Here is a 23,124-nt window from a genome sequence, read left to right as displayed (position 1 = left end):
CATCCCGGTGTAAATGAATTTGCAGGGAATGATTCTCAAAATTCCACATATACTTAAGATACATAATAATGTAAATCAGGGATGAGTATATGCAGGAATTAATGATTCAGATCATGAACCAGTTTGGATATCTGGGAGTCTGCTTTCTGATCGCGGTGGAAAATATCTTTCCCCCGATCCCATCGGAGGTGATTCTGACTTTCGGGGGATTCATGACGACCTATACGCGGCTTACCGTGCCGGGGGTGATTATCTTCTCGACACTTGGTTCTACAATCGGTGCAATTGTATTGTACTGGGTAGGGACTGCGTTAAATCCGGAGCGTCTGGAGACTTTGACGAAGGGAAGACTTTTTAAAATACTTGGATTTGAAAAGGAAGATGTGGAAAAGACAATTGGATGGTTTGATAAACATGGGAAAAAGGCAATTCTGCTGGGGCGCTGTGTTCCGATCATCCGGAGCCTCGTCTCGGTCCCGGCAGGAATGGCTGGCATTGGCATGCCGGTCTTTCTGGTTTATACGGTAATCGGAAGCACAGTATGGAATATTATCCTTGTGTCACTGGGGGCAGTTCTGGGGGCCTCATGGGAAGTGGTGCTCGTATACATAGGGAAATATGCAGCGTTTATCAAAGCAGTACTGATTGTTGCGGCCCTGTTTCTTGTTATACGGTTTATGTGGAAGAAAATCGCCTGTAAAGAACAGGGATAAAAAACAAAAGCTTGAGGGCAGTTTAAACTGCCCGGACAGGAGGAAATGTGTATGTACTATAATGAACTTGGAAAGACAGGAAAAAAGGTGAGCGCTATCGGTCTGGGATGTGAGAACCTTGACGGGAAACCGTACCAACAGGTGAGTGAGGTAATCAATACAGCCATTGACAGTGGTATCAACATATTTGACGTGTTCATGCCGGGCCGGGAGATACGTGAGAATATCGCAAAGGCGGTCGGGAACAGGCGGGACCAGGTCATGATTCAGGGGCACATCGGCTCTACTGACGTGAATCAGCAGTACGATATCAGTCGTGACCTGCCGACGGTAAATAAATATTTCGAAGATATGCTTCATATTTTCGGTTACATAGATTTTGGCATGATGTTTTTTATTGATACAGAAAAAGACTATCAGGATGTTTTTGAGACGGAATTTATTGATTATGTGGTCCGTCTGAAAGAAAAGGGCGATATCAGGCATATCGGATTCAGTTCACATAATCCGGTCACAGCGGCGAAAGTGATCAATACAGGAATCCCGGAAATGATGATGTTCAGTATCAACCCGGCATTCGATATGCTTCCGTCGGAAGAATCCATATTTGACCATATGGATACTGATATGGGGGTGAAATTATACAGGGGGCTGGATCCGAAACGGGCAGAACTTTACCGGATCTGCAGTGCAAAGCAGGCAGGGATCACAGTAATGAAGTCACTTGGCGGCGGGAAGCTGATTTCGAAAGAGCATACACCGTTCGCACAGCCGCTTACTGTACCGCAGTGCATCCATTATGCCCTGACACGTCCGTCTGTCGGAAGTGTCATGATAGGGGCACAGACGATAGAAGAAGTGGAGTCTGCGGTCAGCTATTTCGATCTGGATGAAGAAAAAAAAGATTATTCACAGGTAATTTCGACCATGAGGAATGACTTTCAGGGAAACTGTGTCTACTGCGGGCACTGCCAGCCCTGTCCGTCTGAAATAGATATCGCCGCGGTCAACAAGTATCTCGATATAGCGCGTCTTACACCTGGGCAGGTGCCTGCGTCTATCCGCTCACATTATAACGGGCTTCTTCATAAGGGGGATGAGTGCATCGGCTGTAAAAGCTGTGAAGAGCGCTGTCCTTTCGGTGTGCCTGTTGTGAAAAACATGGAAGAGGCTGAGCGGATATTTGGAGATCCTGCATCAGCATAAAACTAACCTGATCTATAAATGAAAAAGACAGCATCCGGACTGAAAGGTTCAGATGCTTCTTTTTTAGGGTAAATTTAAAGTGAATTACTCAAAAAGCTTGACTGTATACCTGCTATACACCTTAAAATAAGCATATCAGGCAGCACAAATGTATAAAACCCGTCTATAAACAGTGAAAAGGAAGTGTGTGCCGGGGCGGGTGAACAAGGAGGGGGTGGATCTTTGAATACAAAACAAGTTGAAGAATTGACTGGTATCACAAGGCAGAACATACGCTATTATGAAAAGCAGGGATTGCTCGAACCGGTCCGGGAGACAGGGAATGCATACAGAGATTATTCAAAAGAAGATGTCCGGCGTCTGAAACTGATCAAGATGCTTCGGATGCTTGATATGCCGTTGAAGGAAATCGAAAGTATCCTGAATGAAGAGGTATCTCTTAAGGAAGCGGCTGCCCGGCAGCAGGAGGCCCTGCAGAAGCAGCAGAGACAGCTTCAGGCGGCGGTTGAGGTCTGCATGAGCATACATAAAGAAAAAACAGAAATGATCGATGTGGATGGCTATCTGGAAAAGATGGAGAACATGTCTCAAAACGGAGGCGTATTTGCCAGAATTGTGGACGATTATAAGCATGTGGCACTTCAGGAGCAGCAGGGGAAGATTACGTTTTATGCATCACAGGATGTGAATACGGCCGGGATGTTTGAGAAAGCCCTGCGGGAGTATGCCTTGGAGCAAAACGTGAAGTTCCAGATGATAAAGCCGGGCATGTATCCTGAATTTACGCTGGAAGGAGTTACCTACACAGCGGCCAGAATCTTAGAGGGGAATGAAGAGACAGGTAAGGCTGTGGTGAAGATCGTTTGCAAAAGAAAAAAATATGAAAAAATTGAACGGGAGATTCCGGAAAAAAGGAGAATGTTTTTTCAGGGAGTGCACACGGTTTCTGTCAATATCCGGCGGCACCGGCTGAAAAGTATCCTGAATGGAGTGATCAGCCTGCTGATTGTTCTGGTCATGTCCTTTTATCTCGGAAATCTTAACAGCGCAAAATTGCAGCTAAAGGAGCTGCCCGAAAAACTTACTGTATCAGCCCAGGTCTGGAACGTCTGTGCAGAACTCAAGTCAGGGTTATTTATCCCACAGCGGGTACTGGATACGGTCTATGGGTCCTCCCATACGAAACAGATTGCAGAAGGAGTGGAATTTCTGGGGTACCTTCAGGATTCTGGCGGGGAAGAATCCGATTTATATATGCTTACAGGCATGAATCGTACGGATGCTGTTGAAGAATTTTCAGAAGAGGATATTGCATGGGCAGACGGCTGGGACTGGAAGAAGTTTCAGGAGAGCAGGGATGTCTGTATCGTGAATGCGACATTTTCCGAAGAGAGACAGGCACAAATGAAAGATGCGCTTTCCTTTTCTTTGGAACGGTATCGGCAGAATATGGCAGGTGTCAGTCTGGAAAGGGAACCCCTTGAGACTGTGAGTATGGAAGTTGTCGGTATCGGTGATTTCAGCAATGTAGATAAGGAGACAGATGTACCGGACGTGATTCTGCCTCTCAAAATGGGAAAGCAGATTTTTGAAGACTGCGGCAAAACATATTTTGCATCTTCTCTGTCTTTTGTTGTAAAGGATCCAATGGAACTCAATGCATTAAAAAAGGAATTGAAGGATGCGGGGCTTCAGTCTGTGATTCAGGGATCACCCGCCTCCTTTGCGGGTGCCGGTCTGAAAATTGATGATGCAGTCTTCATAGATACGGTTACAAGTCTGAAAAAGAGTCTGTCGCTGCTGGAAGGGTTCCTTCCGTTTGTACTCCTGGTCGTGGTGATGCTTGGATATATCGTGCCCCACCTGTTACTGCAGGGAAGGCGGGAAGAATATGCCATTATGCGCGCACTCGGAACAGGCAGAAGACGGTGCAGCCTGTTGTTTTTTACAGAACACTTTCTGCTGGCCGCAGCAGGCGGCGCGGCCGGAGCACTGGCGGGACTTTTATTCCGGTCGTCAGATATCAGGGATGCACTGCTGGTATGGGTATTGTTTCTGGCCTGCTATGCAGCAGGAACGGCTGCGGCTATGTGGATGTTTGGAAGATTCAGCGTTGCGGCTGTGTTATCACACAGAGATTGAGAGGGATATATGGAGAGAATTAAAGTAGAAAATATCAGCTATTTTTATCAAAATAAATACCAGACGATTGAAGCGGTAAAAAAGGTATCCTGTACATTTGAATCTGGGAAGATGTATGCGGTGACAGGGGAATCCGGGAGCGGGAAAAGCACATTTCTGTCTCTGCTCGCAGGACTGGACCAGCCCGGAGAGGGCAGGATTCTTGTAGACGGAGAGAATCTGGCGGAAATCGACCGGGATGCATACAGGCGCAAGCAGGCCTCCGTAGTATATCAGGCATTTCATTTATTTCCACTTCTGACTGCATGGGAAAATGTCATGTATCCAATGGAGCTTCAGGGAATCCCGCGTAAAGCGGCAAAAGATAAAGCGGTAGAATGTCTGGAGGAAGTAGGATTAAGCGGGAAGAAACTGATGCAGTATCCAAAGATGATGAGCGGGGGTGAGCAGCAGAGAGTTGCGATTGCAAGGGCAATGGCGGCAGGAGGGAAGATTCTCCTCGCTGATGAGCCAACCGGGAATCTGGACTCGGAGAACGAGGAGAATATTGTAGAACTACTGCTGAAACTGGCGCATGAAAAAGATTATGTAGTCATTATTGTGACACATAATCCCTACATTGCGGCCGGGGCAGACGTTAAAATGAGAATGAAGGACGGGAAAATGATATCAATAGAAGAACAGTGAGGTGTATGGCATGACATTTTATTATAGCATGAAACAGATGCTCAGAAGCCCTCTGAAAAGTTTCCTGTTTTTCTTTCTCATCGGAATATCAGCATTCTTTCTGGCCCTGGGCGGAAACCTGTGGAACATGAGCAGAACTGGAATGCAGGAGTTTGAGAAGATTTTTACAACAATAGGAACTGTGGAACAGACGGCTGTCGGTTCTAGGACCGTGTCTTATTGGGATGCAGGATTAAAAACCTACAGGTATTTCAAAGGCCCTGTTTATGGGGACAGAATTAGTGAGGATGTGCTGGACTTTGAAGGGGCGGATTATCAGCTGAAACCGCGGCAGCGTCCATATTTCGGCGCTTATGTAAAAGAACTGTATGAGGGAGTCGGACATGACTGGATGATCACAGTGGAAGTGACCCCTGAGGAGACAGCAGTGGCAGACCATTCGTTAAAAATGCGGGTATTAAGGGTACTGGAGGGGAATTTAAACGGCAGCGACGTCGTCTATGTCTGTGAACATTCCAACCCCGACCCGGATGAATTTGTGGCGGGAAAGACTTATATCATGCAGTTAAGCCAGATCGGGGCTGTCCACGGCAGGCCGGACGGTGAGGCAGTAGATGAATTTACCACAGAGTACCAGATCACCGATGGGATCTGTTCAACGCAATATACACTGGATGGAGAGCGTGTATATGACGAAGCGAATGAAGGCCCGGTATACGATGAGGTGACGGAAGGGTTCTATGAGACAGAACGGGGACAACGCTGGCTTGCAGTTTCTCAGGAACAGGATTGTTATGATCATACGATTCCTGTCCAGCCGGTCGACGGTACAAAGCTTCTGATGCCCTTTTACCGGGACGAGGTGGTGATATCAGAGGGGCGTGATATCACAGAGGAAGAATACCAGAGTGGGAAGAAGGTATGCCTGATCCCGGATACACTGGCTTTACTGCTTAGAAAATCTCTGGGGGATAAGCTGACACTACCGTTATACTATGCAAATTACGCACAGGCGCCTACAGATACATTTTCAGGAAAAGGCGGCGGGGGACTTAGCTTTTCATTTCTGAATGCACAGGGAGAGATATACTCTGTATTCAACGAACAGGATTATGAGATCGTGGGAATCTATACGATAAAGGATACCGGCACCGGCTCTTACGGGATCGGGCGCTATGAAGCAGTGATCCCCTGGAACGCGGTCCCGGAAGATTCATGGAAAGATAATATCGCTGCTTTCAGCCGGATGCGAGGGGCTACGACATCTTTCCAGATTCCCAACGGCACCATACAGGAGTTCATGGACAAATGGGACAGGCAAGGGATTGAGGACTTAAAGATCACGTTTTACGATAAAGGCTACAGCCAGCTGAAGGAAGGGATTGAGAACCGTATGCTGATGTCGTGGATATTTCTGGTCAGCGGCTGCGTGATGTCTGTTATGATACTGCTGTTCTTCGCCAACCTGTTTATAACCGGACAGCAGGAACGTATTGCGGTGGAACGGCTGCTTGGAAGGACGAAGCGGCAGTGTTCAAGATCTATTCTGACCGGGATTCTCGTACTCGCCGCAGCTGGAAGTATTCTGGGAAGTACAGCGGGCTGGAAAGCGACAGAAACAGCTGCAAAAAAGGCAGATACGGAGGTGGTCTTTGATACGGCTTACAGCAATCTGATTACAGAGAATACAAAAGAAGAAAAGGTCTATTGGCCGGAACCGGACCCCGTTCTGGCGGCCGGAACAGGCGGAGGGCTGTTAGTCGCTGCATTACTGATTTCTTCCTGCTGCATGAAAGAAAGTTTAAAGAAGGAACCCCTTCAGCTGCTTGGCAGCTTAGAGGAACAGTAAATTCGGTTCACACCGTGGTGTGCACTTCTGCTGTACGGCAAGGTATGTGAGAAAACAGCACTGTGTGACAAGCCCCGGGTGATTATTTCCGCTATACTGTGATTAATATAAATTTAGGAGGTATTACATCATGTATACGTGGGAAACAATGGACAAAACGCTGGATTATATAGAAGAACATCTGGCAGAAGAAATAAGGAACGAAACATTAGCCGGTATTGCCGGATTATCTCTGTTTTATTATCAGAGACTGTTTAAACGTCTTGTGAGAAAAACGGTCCAGGAGTATATAAAACTCAGACGTCTGGCCAGGGCTGCGGAAGACCTAAAGGATATAAAAAGAAAAATTCTGGATACGGCGCTTGATTATGGTTTTTCCGATCATGCGAACTTTACAAGAGCTTTCAGAGAGACCTATCAGATCACACCGGAGGAGTACAGGAAGACACAGCCTATGCTGAATACTTTTGACCGGCCGCAGCTTTCCATGAATTATATAATGGCAGACGAGAATGTTCCGCTTATTGCAGATGGGATCGTGTTGGAAATACAGAGACAGGTCCTGCATCAGCCGGAGCCGTATCTGGGACTGGAAAAGGCGGTCAGCATTGCCGGGCAGGTCCCGGCCGGAGAAAGTACCGGGATCGATGTCCCCGGGGAACTGTGGCGTGAATTCCATGAGAAGAAAACAGGGGCGGAAGATGTAATCAATGGTGGTATTGAACTTGGAATGTCTCATTCGGCCAGCTTTGAAACAGGTACATTTCTTTACTTTGCAGGCGGCAGGGCCGTAAACGCAGAGGCAGGGAGGAATGGCATGGTTAAGCGGTTATTGCCGGCAGGTGAATATATCGTATGCAGGATTGAAGCGGAATCATTCGTGGAACTTGTTACAACAGCATTAAATCAGGCGAATAGATATTTATTCGAAATATGGCTGAAAAACCGCCGGATTGTGACAGAACCCTTTTCGGCTGAAAAATACTATAAGGATGTTGCAGAATGCCCATGTATGGAAATCTGGGTGAAGGAAAGAGGCATTTGACGCATTTGACCTCCCTGTATTCCTTGATAAGGGGTACCTGATATGTTACAATAGAACATATTACACAGGAGGCAATTGCAGTGAAAAACTTGAGGGTGAGGAAGAAATTAATCGTTTCTTATGCGGTAGTACTCGGATTGATGATTATGGGGACGGTTGTCAGCATTATGAATCTTGTAAGTTTGGGAAACCAGATCCAAACCTTTTATGAGGGCCCTTTTCTCGTAAAAGGAAGTGCATATATCATTAATTCTAATTTTGAAAAAATGCAGAAGGCAGTTTACCGGACTATGTCAAATACCGATCCTGAGATTATAGAGGATGCAAAGCAGAATGCGAAAGATGCATCTGCCGCCATAAAGGAGCAGTTACCGGTGATAGAAGAACATTTTCTGGGTGACGAACAGATTGTAAAGCGGCTTGAAGAAGCATTTACAGAACTGGAACCCATGAGGGAGCATGTTCTTGCGCTGGCCGCCGAAAATAGAAATGATGAAGCAGCTGCATATATGGAAAAAAATAATCGTGTTGTGATTAATAAGGCGAAGGTGGAGTTAAACAGCTTAATTGAGAATGGCAATCAGAAAGGGGAACAGTTAATCAGCGCGCTGAAAGACAGGCAGCGGAATACGGTAATAGTGATACTGGTTTTAGGCTGCATGAGTGTCGCCATCAGCATAGTTTTTGCTGTCTACATTACACGTGGAATCACAAAGCCTGTTGAAGAATTGGAGACTGCTGCACAGAAGTTGTCCAGAGGAGAGTTTTCCGATATTAAAATCGAATATCAATCGGAGGATGAGTTTGGGAAACTGGCAGATGACATGCGGTATGTAATGAATTTGTTGGCCAGAATCGTTCAGGATGAATCCAATCTGTTAAATGAAATGGCTTCAGGGAATTTCCAGATACAAAGCAGTGCGGAAGAATACTACGTGGGAGATCTGGAGCAGGTTCTGTATTCCATTCAAAAGATCAAGGGTGACTTAAGTGAGACAATATGTCAGATTCAGCAGTCTTCCAACCAGGTTTCTTCCGGATCCGAGCAGATTGCTTCGAGTGCTCAGATTCAGGCTCAGGGAGCATCTGAGCAGGCGGCATTATCGGAAGAGATATCCAACTCGATCAATGATTTATCTGATAAGGTTGAAGAGAATGCGAAAAATGCTGCAAGGGCCAATCAAAGAGCAGCCCTTGTCGGAAGTGATGCTGTAGTAAGCGGGGAGCATATGCAGGATATGATGGACGCTGTCCGGAATATCAGCAGGAGTTCCAATGAGGTTAGGGCAATTATCAAAACTATTGAAGACATTGCTTTCCAGACTAATATTCTGGCATTAAATGCGGGTGTGGAAGCAGCACGTGCCGGCGCGGCAGGCAAGGGGTTTTCCGTAGTTGCAAATGAGGTACGCAGTCTGGCTGCAAAGACATCTGATGCATCAAAAAGCAGCAGGGTGCTAATTGAAAATTGTATCCAGTCTGCTAAAAAGGGAAAGGAACTGGCAAGTGAGATGGACCGGTCACTGACAGAAGTGGTAAAGGGGGTTGGGGAGGTAAATAAATCTGTAAGCCATATTACAACAGCCTCTGAAAACCAGGCAGTCTCCATCAGGCAGATCAGGGAGAGCATTAATCAGATCGCAGATGTTATACAAACGAATTCTGCTACGGTGGAAGAAAGTGCTGCGGCAAGCGAAGAACTGGCCAGTCAGGCACAGCTGTTAATGGAATTAGTAAGCCATTTTGAAGTAGAGTAGCCGAACCGGCAATGAAAGGATATGCATGTCCCGCAGATCGCGATGGCATGCATATTTAATTTACTGAGGATGAGATACGGTATCTGGACTTGTGATAAGTCTGAGTATTGTATGTTTTGACTAAATCCTGAGGAGGTTTCAGTCGGTAAATATGCTTAAAAATATACAAAACATCCAAAAAAATATGAATGATGTAAAATGGATTGACAAAATAATATACAAAACATATAATGAAATCAGGCTTGAAACGGGTTTCAAAAGGTAAAATACACATGAAGTGATGAATGGAGTGACTTGAATGATTAGTATAAGAGATGTTGCAAAGCTGGCCGGTGTTTCTCCGGCGACTGTATCAAGAGTAATGAACGGCACGGCAAATGTGGATGAAGTAAAAAAACAGCGTGTACAGCAGGTTATACAGGAAACCGGTTTCAAACCAAATGAAGCTGCAAGGACCTTATATAAGAAATCGGCCCACCTGATCGGTGTGATCGTGCCGAATATCGAGAACCCATTCTTCAATGAGATGGCAAAGGCAATCGAGGGAGAAGCATATGAGCGCGGTTACAGGCTTACACTTTGCAGTTCCAACGATAACCTTGAAAAAGAAAAGAACAGCATTGAACTTCTGGGGAGGATGAATGCGGACGGAATCATCCTTTTGACGAATGAGGAGGAGATATTCGACCAGATAGCGGATGCCAGGATTCCGGTTGTTGTACTGGACCGTGCGGTAAGGCATAAAAATGAGGTGGCAAGCATCATTTCCGATAACTATGAGGGAGGCCGCATGGGCATGGAACACATGCTGGACGCCGGCTGCAGGAACATCGTGGCAATGCGCGGACCACAGAATCTGTCCAGCGGCAGGGACCGGTATAAAGGATATCTGGACATATGCAGGGAAAAGCATGTAAAAGTACAATTTGTGGACTGTCTGTATGATTATGAAGACGGATTGAGGAGTACAGAACAAATTCTGAGGGAATATCCAGATGCAGACGGAATCATCGCTGCGAATGACATGGCTGCAATCTCGGCCTACAAGATACTGACAAGACATGGGAAAAGGGTCCCTGAGGATATCCAGCTGATCGGGTTTGATAATATCATCATGAGCAGGCTGATGACCCCCGAACTCACGACGATAGCCCAGCCAATCACAGAGATGGGATCAAAGGCGGCCCAGATCCTGATTGACCATATCGAAGGAAAAGAAGTACCTCAGAAAAACATCTTTGAAGTCAAACTGATTCAGCGGGAAACAACGAGAAACAAGGTAACTAAGGCCTGAAAGGACCAGGCCTAAGTAACATAAGCAGGGAGGAAATGGTATGAAGATTTCAGTGGTAGGCAGCATCAATATGGATATGACAGTAAAAGCGGAACGGATTCCGCTCAAGGGTGAGACTCTCAAAGGGGAGGATTTAAAGTATATTCCCGGAGGGAAAGGGGCGAATCAGGCAGTGGCGATGGCGAAGCTGGGCGCGGATGTGGAAATGTTCGGGTGCGTCGGGAATGACAGTGCAGGGAAAGAACTGGTTCAGAATCTGAAGGACATGGGGGTTAAGACAAACAATATCCGTGCTGTGGACGGTGTACCGACGGGGATTGCCCTGATTACGGTCGGGGAGAATGATAACACGATCATCGTGGTGGCTGGAGCGAATGATTGTGTGGATAAAGCATATGTGGATAGTATCAAAGAGGAACTGCTCCAGTCTGAGGTCGTAGTCCTGCAGCATGAGATACCGCAGGAGACAAATGAATATGTTATCCGCCTCTGTCACGAAAACAATGTAAAGGTAGTGCTCAATCCGGGACCAGCAAGACCGGTGAAAAAGGAGATCGTTGATCTGGTTACCTATCTGACTCCGAATGAGCATGAGGCAAAGATTATTTTCGGCGAAGAAATTCCGACAGAAGAACTTCTTCAGAAATATCCGGAGAAACTTCTCATCACCCAGGGGGCAAAAGGTGTCAGCATGTGCCTTGCAGAAGGAAAAGTACTGCTGGTTCCTGCACGCAGGGCGGAAGTTGTAGACACAACAGGTGCCGGAGATACATTGAACGGGGCATTTACCGTACAGATTGCAAAAGGTGAGAGTGTAAAAGACGCTCTGAGATTTGGAAATATTGCAGCGAGCCTTTCTACAGAAAAATTTGGGGCACAGGGCGGCATGCCGACATTCGAAGAAGTAACGGCAGAGCTTAACAGGATATAGAAGGAAAGAAAGGAGGAAAAGTGATGAAAAAATCAGGAATATTAAACGCAGATATTTCAAGGGTGCTCTCCTATATGGGGCATACAGATACGATTGCAGTCGGGGACTGCGGACTTCCGGTTCCGGAGGAGACGGAACGTATTGATCTGGCACTTGTAAAAGGCATGCCGTCTTTTATGGATGTGCTCAAAGCTGTGTCCGCAGACATGAAGATTGAAAAAATAGTACTTGCGGAAGAAATCAAAGAAAAGAATCCAGAGGTTTTGAATGAAATACAGTCATTATCTGCCACTTTTGAAACCGGTTTCAAAACAGAGTTTGTTTCTCATGAAGAACTGAAAAAAAGAACAAAATCATGTAAGGCCGTGATCAGGACCGGAGAGACAACACCATATGCAAATATCATCCTGCAGTCAGCCTGCCTGTTTTAACAGCAGCCGGATGCGGAGGACCTTTAGGAGGAAGAAGTATGCAGATAGAAATGAAAGGAATTGACAAAGCTTTCGGATCTAACCAGGTTCTGAAAGATGCCGGATTTGTCTTAGGTGACGGGGAAGTCCATGCGCTGATGGGGGAAAATGGCGCCGGAAAATCCACACTGATGAAGATACTGACCGGCGTATATACAAAGGATGCCGGGGAAGTGTATGTGGATGGGAAAGAGGTCCACTACAGGAATCCTCAGGAAGCGGAGAAGGACGGAATCGTATTTATCCATCAGGAATTAAACGTGCTGTTTGATCTGACTGTGGAGGAAAACCTTTTCATGGGGAAGGAGATCAAAGGAAGATTCGGCCTCTGTGATTCCAAAGCAATGAGGAAAAAGGCGGAGGAAGCATTGAACAGGCTGGGAGTATCCATCTCCCCGGCAGAAACGATGTCCAATCTGTCTGTCGGACAGCAGCAGATGATAGAGATCTGCAAAGCACTGATGGTGGATGCCAAAGTTATTATTATGGATGAGCCGACGGCAGCACTTACTCAGAGCGAGACAGCGGTGCTTTTTGAAGTCATTCAGGGGCTTCGGAAATCAGGCGTTTCCATCGTTTACATATCCCACCGTATGGAAGAGATTTTTGAACTCTGCGACCGTATCTCCGTGCTGCGGGACGGAACCTATGTGGGAACGAAGAACATCCCGGATACAAACATGAATGAGATTGTCAAGATGATGATCGGGCGTGAGATCGGGGAGCGCTATCCTGCACGAAGCTGTGAAATAAAAGAAGAAATACTTAGTGTGGAAGGCCTTACAAAAGAGGGCATTTTCCAGAACGTAAGCTTTTCAGTCCGTGCGGGTGAAGTGCTTGGGGTATCAGGACTCATGGGCGCCGGGCGTACGGAGATTATGCAGGCAATATTCGGAAACCTCTCCTATGACAGCGGACATATCCTGATTGAAGGCAGAGAAGTACAGATTAAATCACCTATGCAGGCAATGAAATACGGAATTGGATTTATCACGGAGGACAGAAAGACAGAAGGTCTGATGCTGGAAGAAAGCATTCAGACAAACGTTGCACTTGCCAATCTGGATAAAGTATCCAGCCGGAAAGTATTTTTAAAGAAGAAAAAAGAGGCAGATCTGGTGAGCAGGGCGATAGAGGAACTCCACATTAAATGCTTCGGACCGGATCACGAATGTAACAACTTAAGCGGCGGAAACCAGCAGAAGGTTGTGTTTGCAAAATGGATTTATACAGACCCGAAAATCCTCATTCTGGATGAACCAACACGTGGTGTGGATATTGGTGCAAAAAAGGAGATTTATACAATCATTAATAAGCTGGCGGCAAAGGGTGTGGCGATCATCATGGTTTCCTCTGAACTGCCGGAAGTTCTCGGGATGAGCGACCGGGTCATGGTAGTGCGTGAAGGCCTTGTCAGAGGAATTATAAGCAAAGAGGAAGCAAATCAGGAAAATGTTATGACGTTAGCAACAGGAGGAACAATCTAATGAATGAGAAAAAGAAAATTTTAAATCATGCCCAGGATCTGGGCGCCCTGATCGCGTTGATTCTGCTTGTAGTGGGAATCAGCTGTGTAAGCCCTGAATTCAGAACATGGAATAACTTTTTATCCCTGCTGCGCCAGTCTTCCATCAACGGACTGATCGCATTCGGCATGACGTGTGTCATCCTGACAGATGCCATCGACCTTTCAGTCGGCTCTGTGCTCGCCCTTTCGACCGCGTTGTGTGCAGGCATGATCGTAAGCGGCGTGCCGGTAGGTCTGGCAATGCTCCTTGCACTTGTGATCGGGATCCTGCTCGGCTGTGTGAGCGGTGTACTTGTAACAAAAGGAAGGCTCCAGCCGTTTATTGCAACATTAATTACGATGACAGTTTACCGCGGCCTGACAATGATTTTTACAAATGGAAAGCCGATTTCCAACCTTGGAGACAGTTTTACATTGAAAGTTGTGGGGAAAGGGAATTTCTACCATATTCCGATTCCAGTTATCCTGCTGCTTCTTATTTTTATCGGATTTTACATCCTGCTGCAGAAAACAACTTTCGGACGTGCAATCTATGCAACCGGAAGCAATGCAAAGTGTGCAAAACTCGCCGGGATCAATATTCACAGGACGAAAATTATAGCGTATGCAATTTCTGGTTTCATGGCAGCTCTTTCAGGTCTGATCCTGCTCTCCAGACTCGGTTCCGCACAGCCGACACTCGGTGACGGATATGAACTGGATGCAATCGCGGCAGTAGCGCTTGGCGGAACAAGTATGAGCGGCGGACGTGGAAAAATATACGGGACACTGATCGGTGTGCTGATCATTGCAGTATTGAATAACGGACTGAATATCTTAGGCGTTTCATCCTATTATCAGGACGTCATCAAGGGGCTTGTCATCCTCGTTGCCGTACTGTCAGACCGCAAGCGTTAGAGAAAGGAAAGGTGAAAGTTATGAGATTAAAGAAATTAATGGTATCAGTACTGACATGTGCAGTCTTATTTACAGCTACAGGATGCAATGCAATCACAATAGACGGAGAGGATAATTCGGGAACTGTATCGGAGGGAAGCGGGGCAATCGGATTCTCCGTATCCACACTGAACAACCCGTTCTTCGTATCCCTTTCCGACGGGGCAAAGGAAACAGCGGCAGAGGAAGATGCAGATCTGATTGTCGTAGATGCCGGAGATGACGCGGCTAAGCAGACAAGTGACATCGAAGATCTGATTTCCAGAAACGTGAGCGTGCTGATCGTTAATCCGGTAGATTCTGATGCAGTGGGCCCTGTCGTAAAAGACGCGCTGTCAAAAGGGATCAAAGTCATTTCTGTGGACCGTGTGGTAAACGGTGCGGAAGTGGACTGCCAGATTGCATCTGATAACGTGGAGGGTGCAAAAATGGCAACGGAGTACCTGAAGGAACTGATTGGAGAAGGCGCGAAGGCAGCGGAGATTCAGGGCGTTCCGGGTGCATCCGCAACAATTGACCGTGGAGATGGTTTCCATCTGGTAGCGGATCAGGATTTTGACGTTGTGGCAAGCCAGTCCGCAAATTTTAACCGTGCAGAGGGGATGAACGTTATGGAAAATATCCTGCAGTCCGACGGTGAGATCAAGGGTGTATTTGCACACAATGATGAGATGGCACTCGGAGCGGTAGAGGCAATCGCCGCATCCGGGAAGGACATCAAAGTAGTCGGTTTCGACGCGACTGATGATGCAGTGGCAGCAGTAAAGGCAGGAAAGATGGCAGCAACGGTTGCACAGAAGCCGGAGCTTATGGGAGAGACTGCCGTATTGACAGCATTGAAGATGATCAGCGGTGAGAGTGTGGAAAAATCCATCCCGGTAGAAGTGGAATTGATTAAGTAGATAATGTAAGAGAGGACTCTTTCCTTTTTCATAAAAATTGTGTACAATTCAGGTAAGCAATCTATTTTGCGATGCCAAGAGGAAGGAGTTCATCATGTCAAATACAACAAAATATGCACTGGAAACGTCTTTGAAAAAACTGCTCCTGCAAAAGCCGGTGGATAAGATTACAATCAGCGATATAACGAATGACTGTGGAATCAGCCGCATGGCTTTTTACTATCATTTTAAAGATATATATGACCTGATAGAATGGGTATGCCTGGAGGATGCCAGACGGGCGCTTCAGGGAAAGAAAACTTATGATACATGGCAGGAAGGATTGCAGCAGATTTTTGAGGCTGTCATTGAAAATAAGCCCTTTATCATGAACGTGTACCGTACGCTCAGCCGTGAGCAGATCGAGAATTATCTGTTCAAGCTGACCCACAGCCTTTTGATCGGTGTTGTGGAGGAGAAGTCAGCGGGGCTTGATATTACGGAAGAGGAAATGGCCTTCATTGCAGATTTTTACAAATACGGGTTCGTGGGAATCATGCTGGACTGGATTAAGGACGGGATGAAGGAGGATTATGGGGATATCACGGATAAACTCAGCATTACCCTGAAAGGAAATATAGCAAACTCTATCCAGAATTTCAGCAGCCGTTCATGATTCTTAAACCCGAACAGTTACATGTATTATACAAAACAGGGGATTTGATAAGTTTTTTATCAAATCCCCTGTTTTGTAAATTGCGGGATAGAACCTTCAGGACTATGATGTAGCTGTAGCAAAGAAAAAGATACTTCAGAAAGGCGGTAACAGCTATGGCAAAAAAAGGAACAAAATTTGGTGTTGCTTCTGCAATTGCAGTAGGTGCAGGTGCAGCTGCATTATATGCAAAGAAATCAAGAGAAAATAAAAAAGACGAAAATAAAGAAAAAGCAACTGTATTAGAGGAAAACGAATACCGAAATACAGAGCGTGGAAAAGACGAGAAAAATAGTAAAGGAATCCGGTATACGAACGGAAACTATGAAGCATTTGCCCGTCCGGAGAAGCCGGAAGGCGTGGATGAAAAAAATGCGTACATCGTAGGAAGCGGACTCGCATCCCTTGCAGCAGCATGTTTCCTCGTGAGGGACGGCCAGATGGAGGGCTCCCACATTCACATACTGGAAGCGATGGATATTGCAGGAGGAGCCTGTGACGGCATATACGATTCCACCCGCGGCTATATCATGAGGGGCGGAAGAGAGATGGAAAATCATTTCGAATGCCTGTGGGATTTGTTCCATAGCATCCCTTCCATCGAGACGCCGGATGTCTCCGTATTAGATGAGTATTACTGGCTGAACAAACATGACCCGAATTACTCTCTGTGCCGGGCAACGGTGAACAGGGGAGAAGATGCACATACGGACGGAAAGTTCAACTTAAGCCAGAAGGGCTGCATGGAGATCATGAAACTTTTCATGACAAAAGACGAGGACCTTTACGATAAAACGATCGAAGATGTGTTTGACGAAGAAGTATTTGATTCTACATTCTGGCTGTACTGGAGGACCATGTTTGCATTCGAGAACTGGCACAGTGCCTTGGAAATGAAATTATATTTCCAGAGATTTATCCACCATATCGGAGGCCTGCCGGATTTCAGCGCCCTCAAATTTACAAAATACAACCAGTATGAATCACTGATTCTTCCAATGCAGAGATATCTGGAAAAGGCAGGCGTTGATTTCCAGTTCAACACGGAAGTGACGAATGTTATCTTTGACTGCAAAGGCAGCAAAAAAGTCGCAACAGCTATTGAGTGTAAAGTGAAGGGCGTTGAAAAAGGAATCCTTCTGACCGAAAATGACCTTGTATTCGTGACAAACGGCAGCTGTACGGAGGGAACAATTTATGGCGATCAGAATCATGCACCGAACGGTGACGCGGAAGTAAGGACCAGCGGATGCTGGAGCCTCTGGAAAAACATTGCTAAACAGGACCCGTCCTTCGGACATCCGGAGAAGTTCTGCTCTGATATCCAGAAGACGAACTGGGAATCCGCTACAATTACAACACTGGATGATAAGATTATCCCTTATATTACAAATATCTGTAAACGTGACCCGAGAAGCGGAAAAGTCGTTACAGGCGGTATCGTAAGCTGTAAGGATTCTAAATGGCTGATGAGCTGGACAATAAACAGACAGGGACAGTTCAAGGATCAGGACCCGGAGAAGGTATGCGTCTGGGTATATGGGTTATTTACAGATGTGCCCGGGGATTATGTGAAAAAGCCGATGAAAGAATGTACCGGAAAAGAGATTACCGAAGAATGGCTGTTCCACTTAGGTGTTCCGGTCGAACTGATTCCTGATCTGGCTGAAAACAGTGCCGTATGTGTACCGACCATGATGCCGTACATCACAGCATTCTTTATGCCAAGGACAAAAGGTGACAGGCCGGACGTCATCCCGGATGGCTGTGTGAACTTTGCCTTTCTCGGACAATTTGCCGAGACACCGAGGGATACTGTTTTCACAACAGAATACTCAGTAAGAACGGCTATGGAAGCAGTATACGGACTGCTCGGCGTCGACAGGGGCGTTCCGGAAGTATGGGGAAGTGTGTATGATATCCGTGAACTGCTCGACAGTTCCGTAAAACTGATGGATGGAAAATCCCCGCTCGAGATCGAACTGCCTGGACCGCTTAATGTATTGAAAAAGCCTTTGATCGGTCTTGTTAAGGGAACCGTTATAGAGAAGCTGTTAAGAGACCATGATGTACTGAAAGAGAATATGTAGCCATGTGAACAAGGAGAGGGAGACCATGCTTTAATTAGCAGATCTCCCTCTATTATTCTTGTTTCATACGAGGAAAGTACGTCTCATACTTTCTATATTCGTATGGACACAAAGGTTCCGTCAGCAGCCTCCACATGCACCACCTCAAGCCCTTTATTCTCTTTAAGAATATCCTGACATTCTTCCAGAATCATCCGCACATTCTCTTTTGTAACCAAACCGGAATAAGGTTCGGGTATATTCCTATTCATTTCCAGAAAGACGTGTTCAGGGATCACCCTGATAACGAACCCGGCCATGCCGATGGGGACGGGAATGGATAAATGAAATCCCGTTGTCCTGATCTTTATCTTCATAACAGCATCCTCTTATTTGTCAACATATATCCGAACAGTTGTTCCGTCAGCGGCTTCCACATTGACGAAATCCCCGTCGGTTTCGTCTTCCAGACATTCGAGAATGGCATCCATCATAGCGGGCAGATCGAATCCCTCAAGATCCGCTTCCGGTATCGGGAGTTTCCCCGTTACTTTGAGAATCTTCTTAATCGCACCAACCGGGAACTGGACTTTCACTTTGTCTCCGGTCGTGCTGTCTACGATGATACGGAACATTTTCTTATCATACCCTGTTTTTGTGACTGCAGCCTGTGGTACGCTCAGTTCTGTGTTAATGGCAGACATAAGCTCTGCCCCCTGTTCCGCGGTAATCGTTCCATCCTCGATCATTTTTAAAATTCTTAATGTTTCATCCATATCAATTCTCCTTTTCATTTTATACCACACTATTTCAACTGTGCGAGTGCCTCTTCAGCAGTTATCTCCTTATTTTCCAGAGCCCGGAGTATCTCCTCCTTCTTTTTTGACTTCTGGTCGGAGGATTCTGTCTCATAGCCCAGCTTCTTTATGACAGAATCCAGTCTGGAGCGGACGGTTGGGTAAGAGATACCCAGTTCCTTTTCCATCTCTTTGATATTGCCCCTGCACCGTATGAAAGTCTCTGTAAAATAGAGCTCCTCGTCGGACAGATAATCAAATTTGCTGAGTCTGAAATTATTCTCGATCACGGTTTCACAGGAATCGCATTTCAGCCTGACTACGGTCAGCTCGTTATTGCAGATGGGGCAGCGGCTGATGACTTTGTTCATATAATCACTCCCTTTCGATTGCTTCTACTAATAATATAACACATATATTAAAAAAATCAATATATAAATTAAATATTTTAATATAAATATTGAAAAAATTAATTTGATCATGAAAAATATAAAAATATATATTGTGTCTATGGATATATCATAAGGGCAGAGCATTACTGTTCACACCGTGCCGTGCACTTAGCTGCACGGCACCGAGGCCGATAAAGTGACAGAAATTTATTAGCTATTTATTGATTTCTATACTTTATAATTGTATACTTATAAAAGAATTGATGAGGCAGCAGTACGAAATCGACGCAGGAAGCCATTGAATGCAAGATTAAGCCGATAAAGGAGTAGAGTTAGACATGGGAGAAGACCGCTATAAGCTTTTTGAACAGCTATGGAATGCACAGGATGAGGCATATGATTTAATGTGTGAGTATGACACCCTTCCTCATCATTATGGAAATCATATATTGTTTCAGACAGAAGGCCATATTGTAGATTTGATTGCAGAACATCCCGGTATTACGGTAACTGAGCTGGGAATGATTTTGAAAAAGACAACAAGTGCGTGTTCACAGATCGTAAGGAAATTGCGTAGTAAAGGATATGTAGACCAGACGCGGAATGACCAGAATAACCGCATTTATAATTTGTGCCTGACTAAAAAGGGGGAAGAATTATACAAAGACCATGTAGAATTCAACCACTTATGCCAGCGGACCACCTATCATATGCTGGAGGATTTTTCAGAAGAAGAATTGCAGAATCATATAGCAGTTCAGAAAATGCTGAATGCTGCATACAGGGAAGATATTAAGCGCAGCCGCAATTATGATGTTTCAAAATAATGAGTTTTCTGGTGCAAGAGAATCCTGTTAACAGGATTTTTTCTTTGCATCAGAGGCTCTTTTTTTATGCTTGTTTTTGTGAAAATATAACAAAAATATGGTAAAATATGGTAAAAAACATAAATGTATTGACAATTTTAGACAGTGGTATTATATTAAAATAAAAGTTAAGCAGCTTAACAATTAAATGACTTTAATGTTACGCATAGTAATGCAGTGCAGAATCTGTAACTATGTATTTTACAACAGGAGGTATTCAGATGAAATTTGATTTCGACGAAATAATTGACCGGCGCGGTACAAACAGTATGGAATATGATGTCACGGATGAGTATATGGCAGAGTTTAATTGGGGGCCTGTTCCTGCCGATTTTATACCAATTGATGTTGCTGATATGGATTTCCGGTGTGCCCCGTGTATCAGGACAGCGCTCCAGAAAGTAGTAGATTTTAACCTTTATGGTTACTGCTTTACCCACCCCAGTCTGCACAATGGGTATTATGAAGCCATTATTGGCTGGTACGCCAGAAGACATGACTGGCATGTGAAAAGAGAGGAAATTTTATACAGTGCAGGGACGCTTACAGGAATTACTGCTGCAATTAAGGCGGTTTCTGGGTATGGTGACAGCATACTTGTCACACCCCCGGTATATACTCCGTTTTATTCAACCATCCGGAACGCAGACCGCAAGGTAGTGAAAAGCCATTTACTAGATAATGACGGATACTATACGGTTAACTGGGAGGATTTTGAAAAAAAGACGGCACTGGCAGAAGTGAAAGCTTTTCTATTATGCAGTCCGCATAATCCTGTCGGGCGTGTGTGGACAGCAGATGAATTAAAGCGGATATATGACATATGTACCAAAAATGATGTGGTCGTGATTGCTGACGAGATACACGGGGATATTGTACGCAGAGAAACAGTATTTACACCGATAGGAAAGATAACAGATGCACAAAACCTGATTGTGTGTGCAGGAGCAAGTAAATCGTTTAATCTTGCATCTTTGGAAGCAAGCCATCTGATTATAAAAGATAAAGCGCTTAGGTGTAAAACTGCAGAACAGCTTCACTGCAACCCAACACCATTTGTTCTGGAGGCGGTGAAAGCAGCCTATAACGAGGGGGAAGAGTGGTTCGAACAGCTGCGGGAATATCTGGATGAAAATATTGATTTTGTCATCGCATATTTAAAAGAAAATATGCCCGAAGTAAAGATATGGAGGCCGGAAGGAACATATCTGCTGTGGATGGATTTTTCAGCTTATGGACTGTCAGATGATGAACTGTTAGACCGCTGTTATAATAAAGCAGGTGTTTTCGTGGAACAAGGAAGAGATTTTGATGAGGGAGACTCACCAGGATATATCCGTGTCTGCACATCCATCCCCCGTATCCGTTTAGAAGAAGCCTTTTCAAGAATCTGCAGTCAATTCAAGTAGAATTATTTCTATAAATAAGGAGGTATTTTATGAAATCCACAAAGCTGACAACATTGGAACTTTATAGTTATACGATTGGCGGCGTCATTGGTTCAGGTCTCTTTATCCTGCTTCCGATAGCGATAGGACTGGCTGGGAAAGGAGCCATTTTTGCAATGATTATGGGTGTGCTGCTGGCTTTCTTTGCACAACTCTTTAACTTTATTATAGCCTCGATGTTTCCTTTAAAAGGAGGGGATTACAGCCAGATGGCATTCCTTATGCCGCCTGTTGTTAGTGGAATTTACGGATTCCTCTGGCTGATTGCCTCACTGACTATGGCAGGATATGCAACATCCGCGATTTCCTATACGTCATCTGTCATTACTTCCGTACCTTCAGAGAGCAAACTGCTGTCAATTGGTATTATCACGCTGTTTTTTGGAATCAGCTATTTTGGTACGAAATTTGGGGGAAAAGTAGAGAGCGCTATGACGGTCATACTGTTAGGAGCTTTATTACTATTTGTAATAATGGGTCTTCCTAAGATAAATTTTTCAAAATATATAAGTGAGGGTGGCTTTTTTGACTGTGGTTTTTCAAATTTTGCGGCAGCCTGCAATATGTGCTTATATGCAGTACTTGGCTGTACATTAGTTCCGGTAAGTTTAAGCTCTGAATTAAAAAGACCTACGAGAGAAGCGCCAAAAGCCATGATTGGCTGCAGTCTGATTGTTTTGGTTATTTCTACATTGATTGTTTTCGTTGCAACGGGAGTACTTCCCATTGAGCAGGTTGCCAATAAGGATCTTTCTGTTGTAGCCCAGTATATTTTCCCGAAAGGTGTGTTTGTGGCATTTATACTGTGCGGGGCAGTACTGGCACTGCTGACTTCTTTATTTACATCGGTTACAACCTTCCGTTATCCGATCATGCAGATGGCAGATGAAGGATGGATCCCCCCTGTATTTAAAAAGAAAGCGAAGAATGGATGGCCGTATGTTTCCATGACTGCATTGTATCTGATTACATTGATTCCGATTATATTTAATATTTCATTTGATACAATAGTATCGCTGACGAATCTGGTATTTTACATTATTATTTTCTTTGCTGTTGTAAAATGCATGGCTCTGCCTAAAAAATATCCGGAACCCTGGAAATGTTCTTTCCTGCATGCAATGCCGATTCCTGTTTACTACATATTTTGCAGCGTTGGTTTGATTGCCTGTGCATATATGATTTATGGTTCCTGTGCAGGACAAAGTTTTGGATTTATTATTGCTTCATTTGCGACAATTCTAATAGTTGCAGTTTACGTTATCTGGAGACTGAAAGTAAAGGCTGTAAGCATCGAATATCTTAAGTCACAAAAACAGAAGGTAATTGAGGAAGCGCTTTCTTATAAGGAATAAGTAGAAGTATTGATTTACCTGCCGTGGGGAAATTTGTCCGTAG

General features: G+C 45.1%; 21 protein-coding genes. 18 read left to right on the top strand and 3 right to left on the bottom strand.

The features are described 5' to 3' along the window. Positions 1-89 precede the first annotated feature (89 nt). The 15 genes from A8806_RS02610 (at position 90) to A8806_RS02540 (ending at position 18,244) form a co-directional block, all read left to right on the top strand. Positions 90-713, top strand: coding sequence for a DedA family protein (locus tag A8806_RS02610; RefSeq protein WP_109729593.1), 624 nt, complete (start codon positions 90-92; stop codon positions 711-713). A 51-nt stretch (positions 714-764) separates the two neighbouring features. Then, on the top strand, positions 765-1,919 hold the full coding sequence (locus A8806_RS02605) for an aldo/keto reductase (protein WP_109729592.1): 1,155 nt from the start codon (positions 765-767) through the stop codon (positions 1,917-1,919). A 222-nt stretch (positions 1,920-2,141) separates the two neighbouring features. Next, positions 2,142-4,061, top strand: a complete 1,920-nt coding sequence (locus A8806_RS02600) for a MerR family transcriptional regulator (RefSeq protein ID WP_109729591.1) — start codon at positions 2,142-2,144, stop codon at positions 4,059-4,061. Between the two features lie 9 nt (positions 4,062-4,070). After that, a complete protein-coding gene (locus tag A8806_RS02595) occupies positions 4,071-4,748 on the top strand; it encodes an ABC transporter ATP-binding protein (protein ID WP_109729590.1) in 678 nt (225 codons plus the stop codon). 10 nt (positions 4,749-4,758) lie between these two features. Further along, positions 4,759-6,597 carry an FtsX-like permease family protein gene (locus A8806_RS02590; RefSeq protein WP_109729846.1) on the top strand — a complete coding sequence of 613 codons (1,839 nt, stop codon included), beginning with the start codon at positions 4,759-4,761 and terminating at the stop codon, positions 6,595-6,597. Positions 6,598-6,727: 130 nt separating this feature from the next. Continuing rightward, complete coding sequence (locus A8806_RS02585; protein WP_109729589.1) at positions 6,728-7,642, top strand: AraC family transcriptional regulator; 915 nt, start codon at positions 6,728-6,730, stop codon at positions 7,640-7,642. An 80-nt stretch (positions 7,643-7,722) separates the two neighbouring features. After that, a complete protein-coding gene (locus tag A8806_RS02580; RefSeq protein WP_109729588.1) occupies positions 7,723-9,399 on the top strand; it encodes a methyl-accepting chemotaxis protein in 1,677 nt (558 codons plus the stop codon). Between the two features lie 298 nt (positions 9,400-9,697). Further along, the gene (locus A8806_RS02575; RefSeq protein WP_109729587.1) at positions 9,698-10,693 is read left to right on the top strand and encodes a LacI family DNA-binding transcriptional regulator; all 996 of its coding nucleotides are present in this window, start codon (positions 9,698-9,700) and stop codon (positions 10,691-10,693) included. Between the two features lie 40 nt (positions 10,694-10,733). Then, positions 10,734-11,624, top strand: coding sequence for a ribokinase (gene rbsK, locus A8806_RS02570; RefSeq protein ID WP_109729586.1), 891 nt, complete (start codon positions 10,734-10,736; stop codon positions 11,622-11,624). A gap of 23 nt (positions 11,625-11,647) precedes the next feature. Further along, positions 11,648-12,055: a D-ribose pyranase gene (gene rbsD, locus A8806_RS02565; protein WP_109729585.1), complete on the top strand. Its 408-nt coding sequence runs from the start codon at positions 11,648-11,650 to the stop codon at positions 12,053-12,055. Between the two features lie 38 nt (positions 12,056-12,093). Next, complete coding sequence (locus A8806_RS02560) at positions 12,094-13,581, top strand: sugar ABC transporter ATP-binding protein (protein ID WP_109729584.1); 1,488 nt, start codon at positions 12,094-12,096, stop codon at positions 13,579-13,581. Further along, positions 13,581-14,519 (top strand): ABC transporter permease, encoded by a 939-nt coding sequence (locus A8806_RS02555; protein WP_109729583.1) that lies wholly within the window; start codon positions 13,581-13,583, stop codon positions 14,517-14,519. The genes A8806_RS02560 and A8806_RS02555 overlap by 1 nt, the downstream gene beginning before the upstream one ends. 20 nt (positions 14,520-14,539) lie before the next feature. Then, positions 14,540-15,460 (top strand): D-ribose ABC transporter substrate-binding protein, encoded by a 921-nt coding sequence (locus A8806_RS02550; protein ID WP_109729582.1) that lies wholly within the window; start codon positions 14,540-14,542, stop codon positions 15,458-15,460. 94 nt (positions 15,461-15,554) lie between these two features. Beyond that, complete coding sequence (locus A8806_RS02545) at positions 15,555-16,115, top strand: TetR/AcrR family transcriptional regulator (RefSeq protein WP_109729581.1); 561 nt, start codon at positions 15,555-15,557, stop codon at positions 16,113-16,115. A 155-nt stretch (positions 16,116-16,270) separates the two neighbouring features. After that, positions 16,271-18,244 carry an oleate hydratase gene (locus A8806_RS02540; RefSeq protein ID WP_109729580.1) on the top strand — a complete coding sequence of 658 codons (1,974 nt, stop codon included), beginning with the start codon at positions 16,271-16,273 and terminating at the stop codon, positions 18,242-18,244. Between the two features lie 92 nt (positions 18,245-18,336). Here A8806_RS02540 and A8806_RS02535 read toward each other — a convergent pair whose 3' ends face one another. Genes A8806_RS02535 through A8806_RS02525 form a run of 3 tightly spaced genes read right to left on the bottom strand, consistent with a single transcriptional unit; the run spans position 18,337 to position 19,391 of the window. Continuing rightward, positions 18,337-18,600, bottom strand: coding sequence for a hypothetical protein (locus tag A8806_RS02535; protein ID WP_109729579.1), 264 nt, complete (start codon positions 18,598-18,600; stop codon positions 18,337-18,339). Between the two features lie 12 nt (positions 18,601-18,612). After that, positions 18,613-18,999 (bottom strand): SHOCT-like domain-containing protein, encoded by a 387-nt coding sequence (locus A8806_RS02530; protein ID WP_109729578.1) that lies wholly within the window; start codon positions 18,997-18,999, stop codon positions 18,613-18,615. 29 nt (positions 19,000-19,028) lie between these two features. Then, the gene (locus A8806_RS02525) at positions 19,029-19,391 is read right to left on the bottom strand and encodes a DUF2089 domain-containing protein (RefSeq protein ID WP_109729577.1); all 363 of its coding nucleotides are present in this window, start codon (positions 19,389-19,391) and stop codon (positions 19,029-19,031) included. 359 nt (positions 19,392-19,750) lie between these two features. On the opposite strand from A8806_RS02525, the gene A8806_RS02520 reads away from it, so the two are divergent. From A8806_RS02520 to A8806_RS02510, 3 genes are all read left to right on the top strand, one after another. Further along, positions 19,751-20,239 carry a MarR family transcriptional regulator gene (locus tag A8806_RS02520; RefSeq protein WP_109729576.1) on the top strand — a complete coding sequence of 163 codons (489 nt, stop codon included), beginning with the start codon at positions 19,751-19,753 and terminating at the stop codon, positions 20,237-20,239. Positions 20,240-20,499: 260 nt separating this feature from the next. After that, positions 20,500-21,687: a MalY/PatB family protein gene (locus tag A8806_RS02515; RefSeq protein ID WP_181368553.1), complete on the top strand. Its 1,188-nt coding sequence runs from the start codon at positions 20,500-20,502 to the stop codon at positions 21,685-21,687. 29 nt (positions 21,688-21,716) lie between these two features. Next, on the top strand, positions 21,717-23,081 hold the full coding sequence (locus tag A8806_RS02510) for an APC family permease (protein WP_109729574.1): 1,365 nt from the start codon (positions 21,717-21,719) through the stop codon (positions 23,079-23,081). Positions 23,082-23,124: the final 43 nt, after the last annotated feature.

This window comes from Faecalicatena orotica (assembly GCF_003149245.1).
Taxonomy (GTDB): Bacteria; Bacillota; Clostridia; order Lachnospirales; family Lachnospiraceae; genus Faecalicatena_A; species Faecalicatena_A orotica.
This window is presented reverse-complemented; position numbering and strand designations above follow the sequence as displayed.

Excerpts from the sequence above, each read along its gene's own strand:
- A8806_RS02610 (WP_109729593.1), top strand. The coding sequence starts at position 90 with ATGCAGGAATTAATGATTCAGATCATGAACCAGTTTGGATATCTGGGA.
- A8806_RS02605 (WP_109729592.1), top strand. The coding sequence starts at position 765 with ATGTACTATAATGAACTTGGAAAGACAGGAAAAAAGGTGAGCGCTATC.
- A8806_RS02595 (WP_109729590.1), top strand. The coding sequence starts at position 4,071 with ATGGAGAGAATTAAAGTAGAAAATATCAGCTATTTTTATCAAAATAAA.
- A8806_RS02590 (WP_109729846.1), top strand. The coding sequence starts at position 4,759 with ATGACATTTTATTATAGCATGAAACAGATGCTCAGAAGCCCTCTGAAA.
- A8806_RS02585 (WP_109729589.1), top strand. The coding sequence starts at position 6,728 with ATGTATACGTGGGAAACAATGGACAAAACGCTGGATTATATAGAAGAA.
- A8806_RS02575 (WP_109729587.1), top strand. The coding sequence starts at position 9,698 with ATGATTAGTATAAGAGATGTTGCAAAGCTGGCCGGTGTTTCTCCGGCG.
- rbsK (WP_109729586.1), top strand. The coding sequence starts at position 10,734 with ATGAAGATTTCAGTGGTAGGCAGCATCAATATGGATATGACAGTAAAA.
- rbsD (WP_109729585.1), top strand. The coding sequence starts at position 11,648 with ATGAAAAAATCAGGAATATTAAACGCAGATATTTCAAGGGTGCTCTCC.
- A8806_RS02560 (WP_109729584.1), top strand. The coding sequence starts at position 12,094 with ATGCAGATAGAAATGAAAGGAATTGACAAAGCTTTCGGATCTAACCAG.
- A8806_RS02555 (WP_109729583.1), top strand. The coding sequence starts at position 13,581 with ATGAATGAGAAAAAGAAAATTTTAAATCATGCCCAGGATCTGGGCGCC.
- A8806_RS02550 (WP_109729582.1), top strand. The coding sequence starts at position 14,540 with ATGAGATTAAAGAAATTAATGGTATCAGTACTGACATGTGCAGTCTTA.
- A8806_RS02545 (WP_109729581.1), top strand. The coding sequence starts at position 15,555 with ATGTCAAATACAACAAAATATGCACTGGAAACGTCTTTGAAAAAACTG.
- A8806_RS02540 (WP_109729580.1), top strand. The coding sequence starts at position 16,271 with ATGGCAAAAAAAGGAACAAAATTTGGTGTTGCTTCTGCAATTGCAGTA.
- A8806_RS02535 (WP_109729579.1), bottom strand. The coding sequence starts at position 18,600 with ATGAAGATAAAGATCAGGACAACGGGATTTCATTTATCCATTCCCGTC.
- A8806_RS02530 (WP_109729578.1), bottom strand. The coding sequence starts at position 18,999 with ATGGATGAAACATTAAGAATTTTAAAAATGATCGAGGATGGAACGATT.
- A8806_RS02525 (WP_109729577.1), bottom strand. The coding sequence starts at position 19,391 with ATGAACAAAGTCATCAGCCGCTGCCCCATCTGCAATAACGAGCTGACC.
- A8806_RS02520 (WP_109729576.1), top strand. The coding sequence starts at position 19,751 with ATGGGAGAAGACCGCTATAAGCTTTTTGAACAGCTATGGAATGCACAG.
- A8806_RS02515 (WP_181368553.1), top strand. The coding sequence starts at position 20,500 with ATGAAATTTGATTTCGACGAAATAATTGACCGGCGCGGTACAAACAGT.
- A8806_RS02510 (WP_109729574.1), top strand. The coding sequence starts at position 21,717 with ATGAAATCCACAAAGCTGACAACATTGGAACTTTATAGTTATACGATT.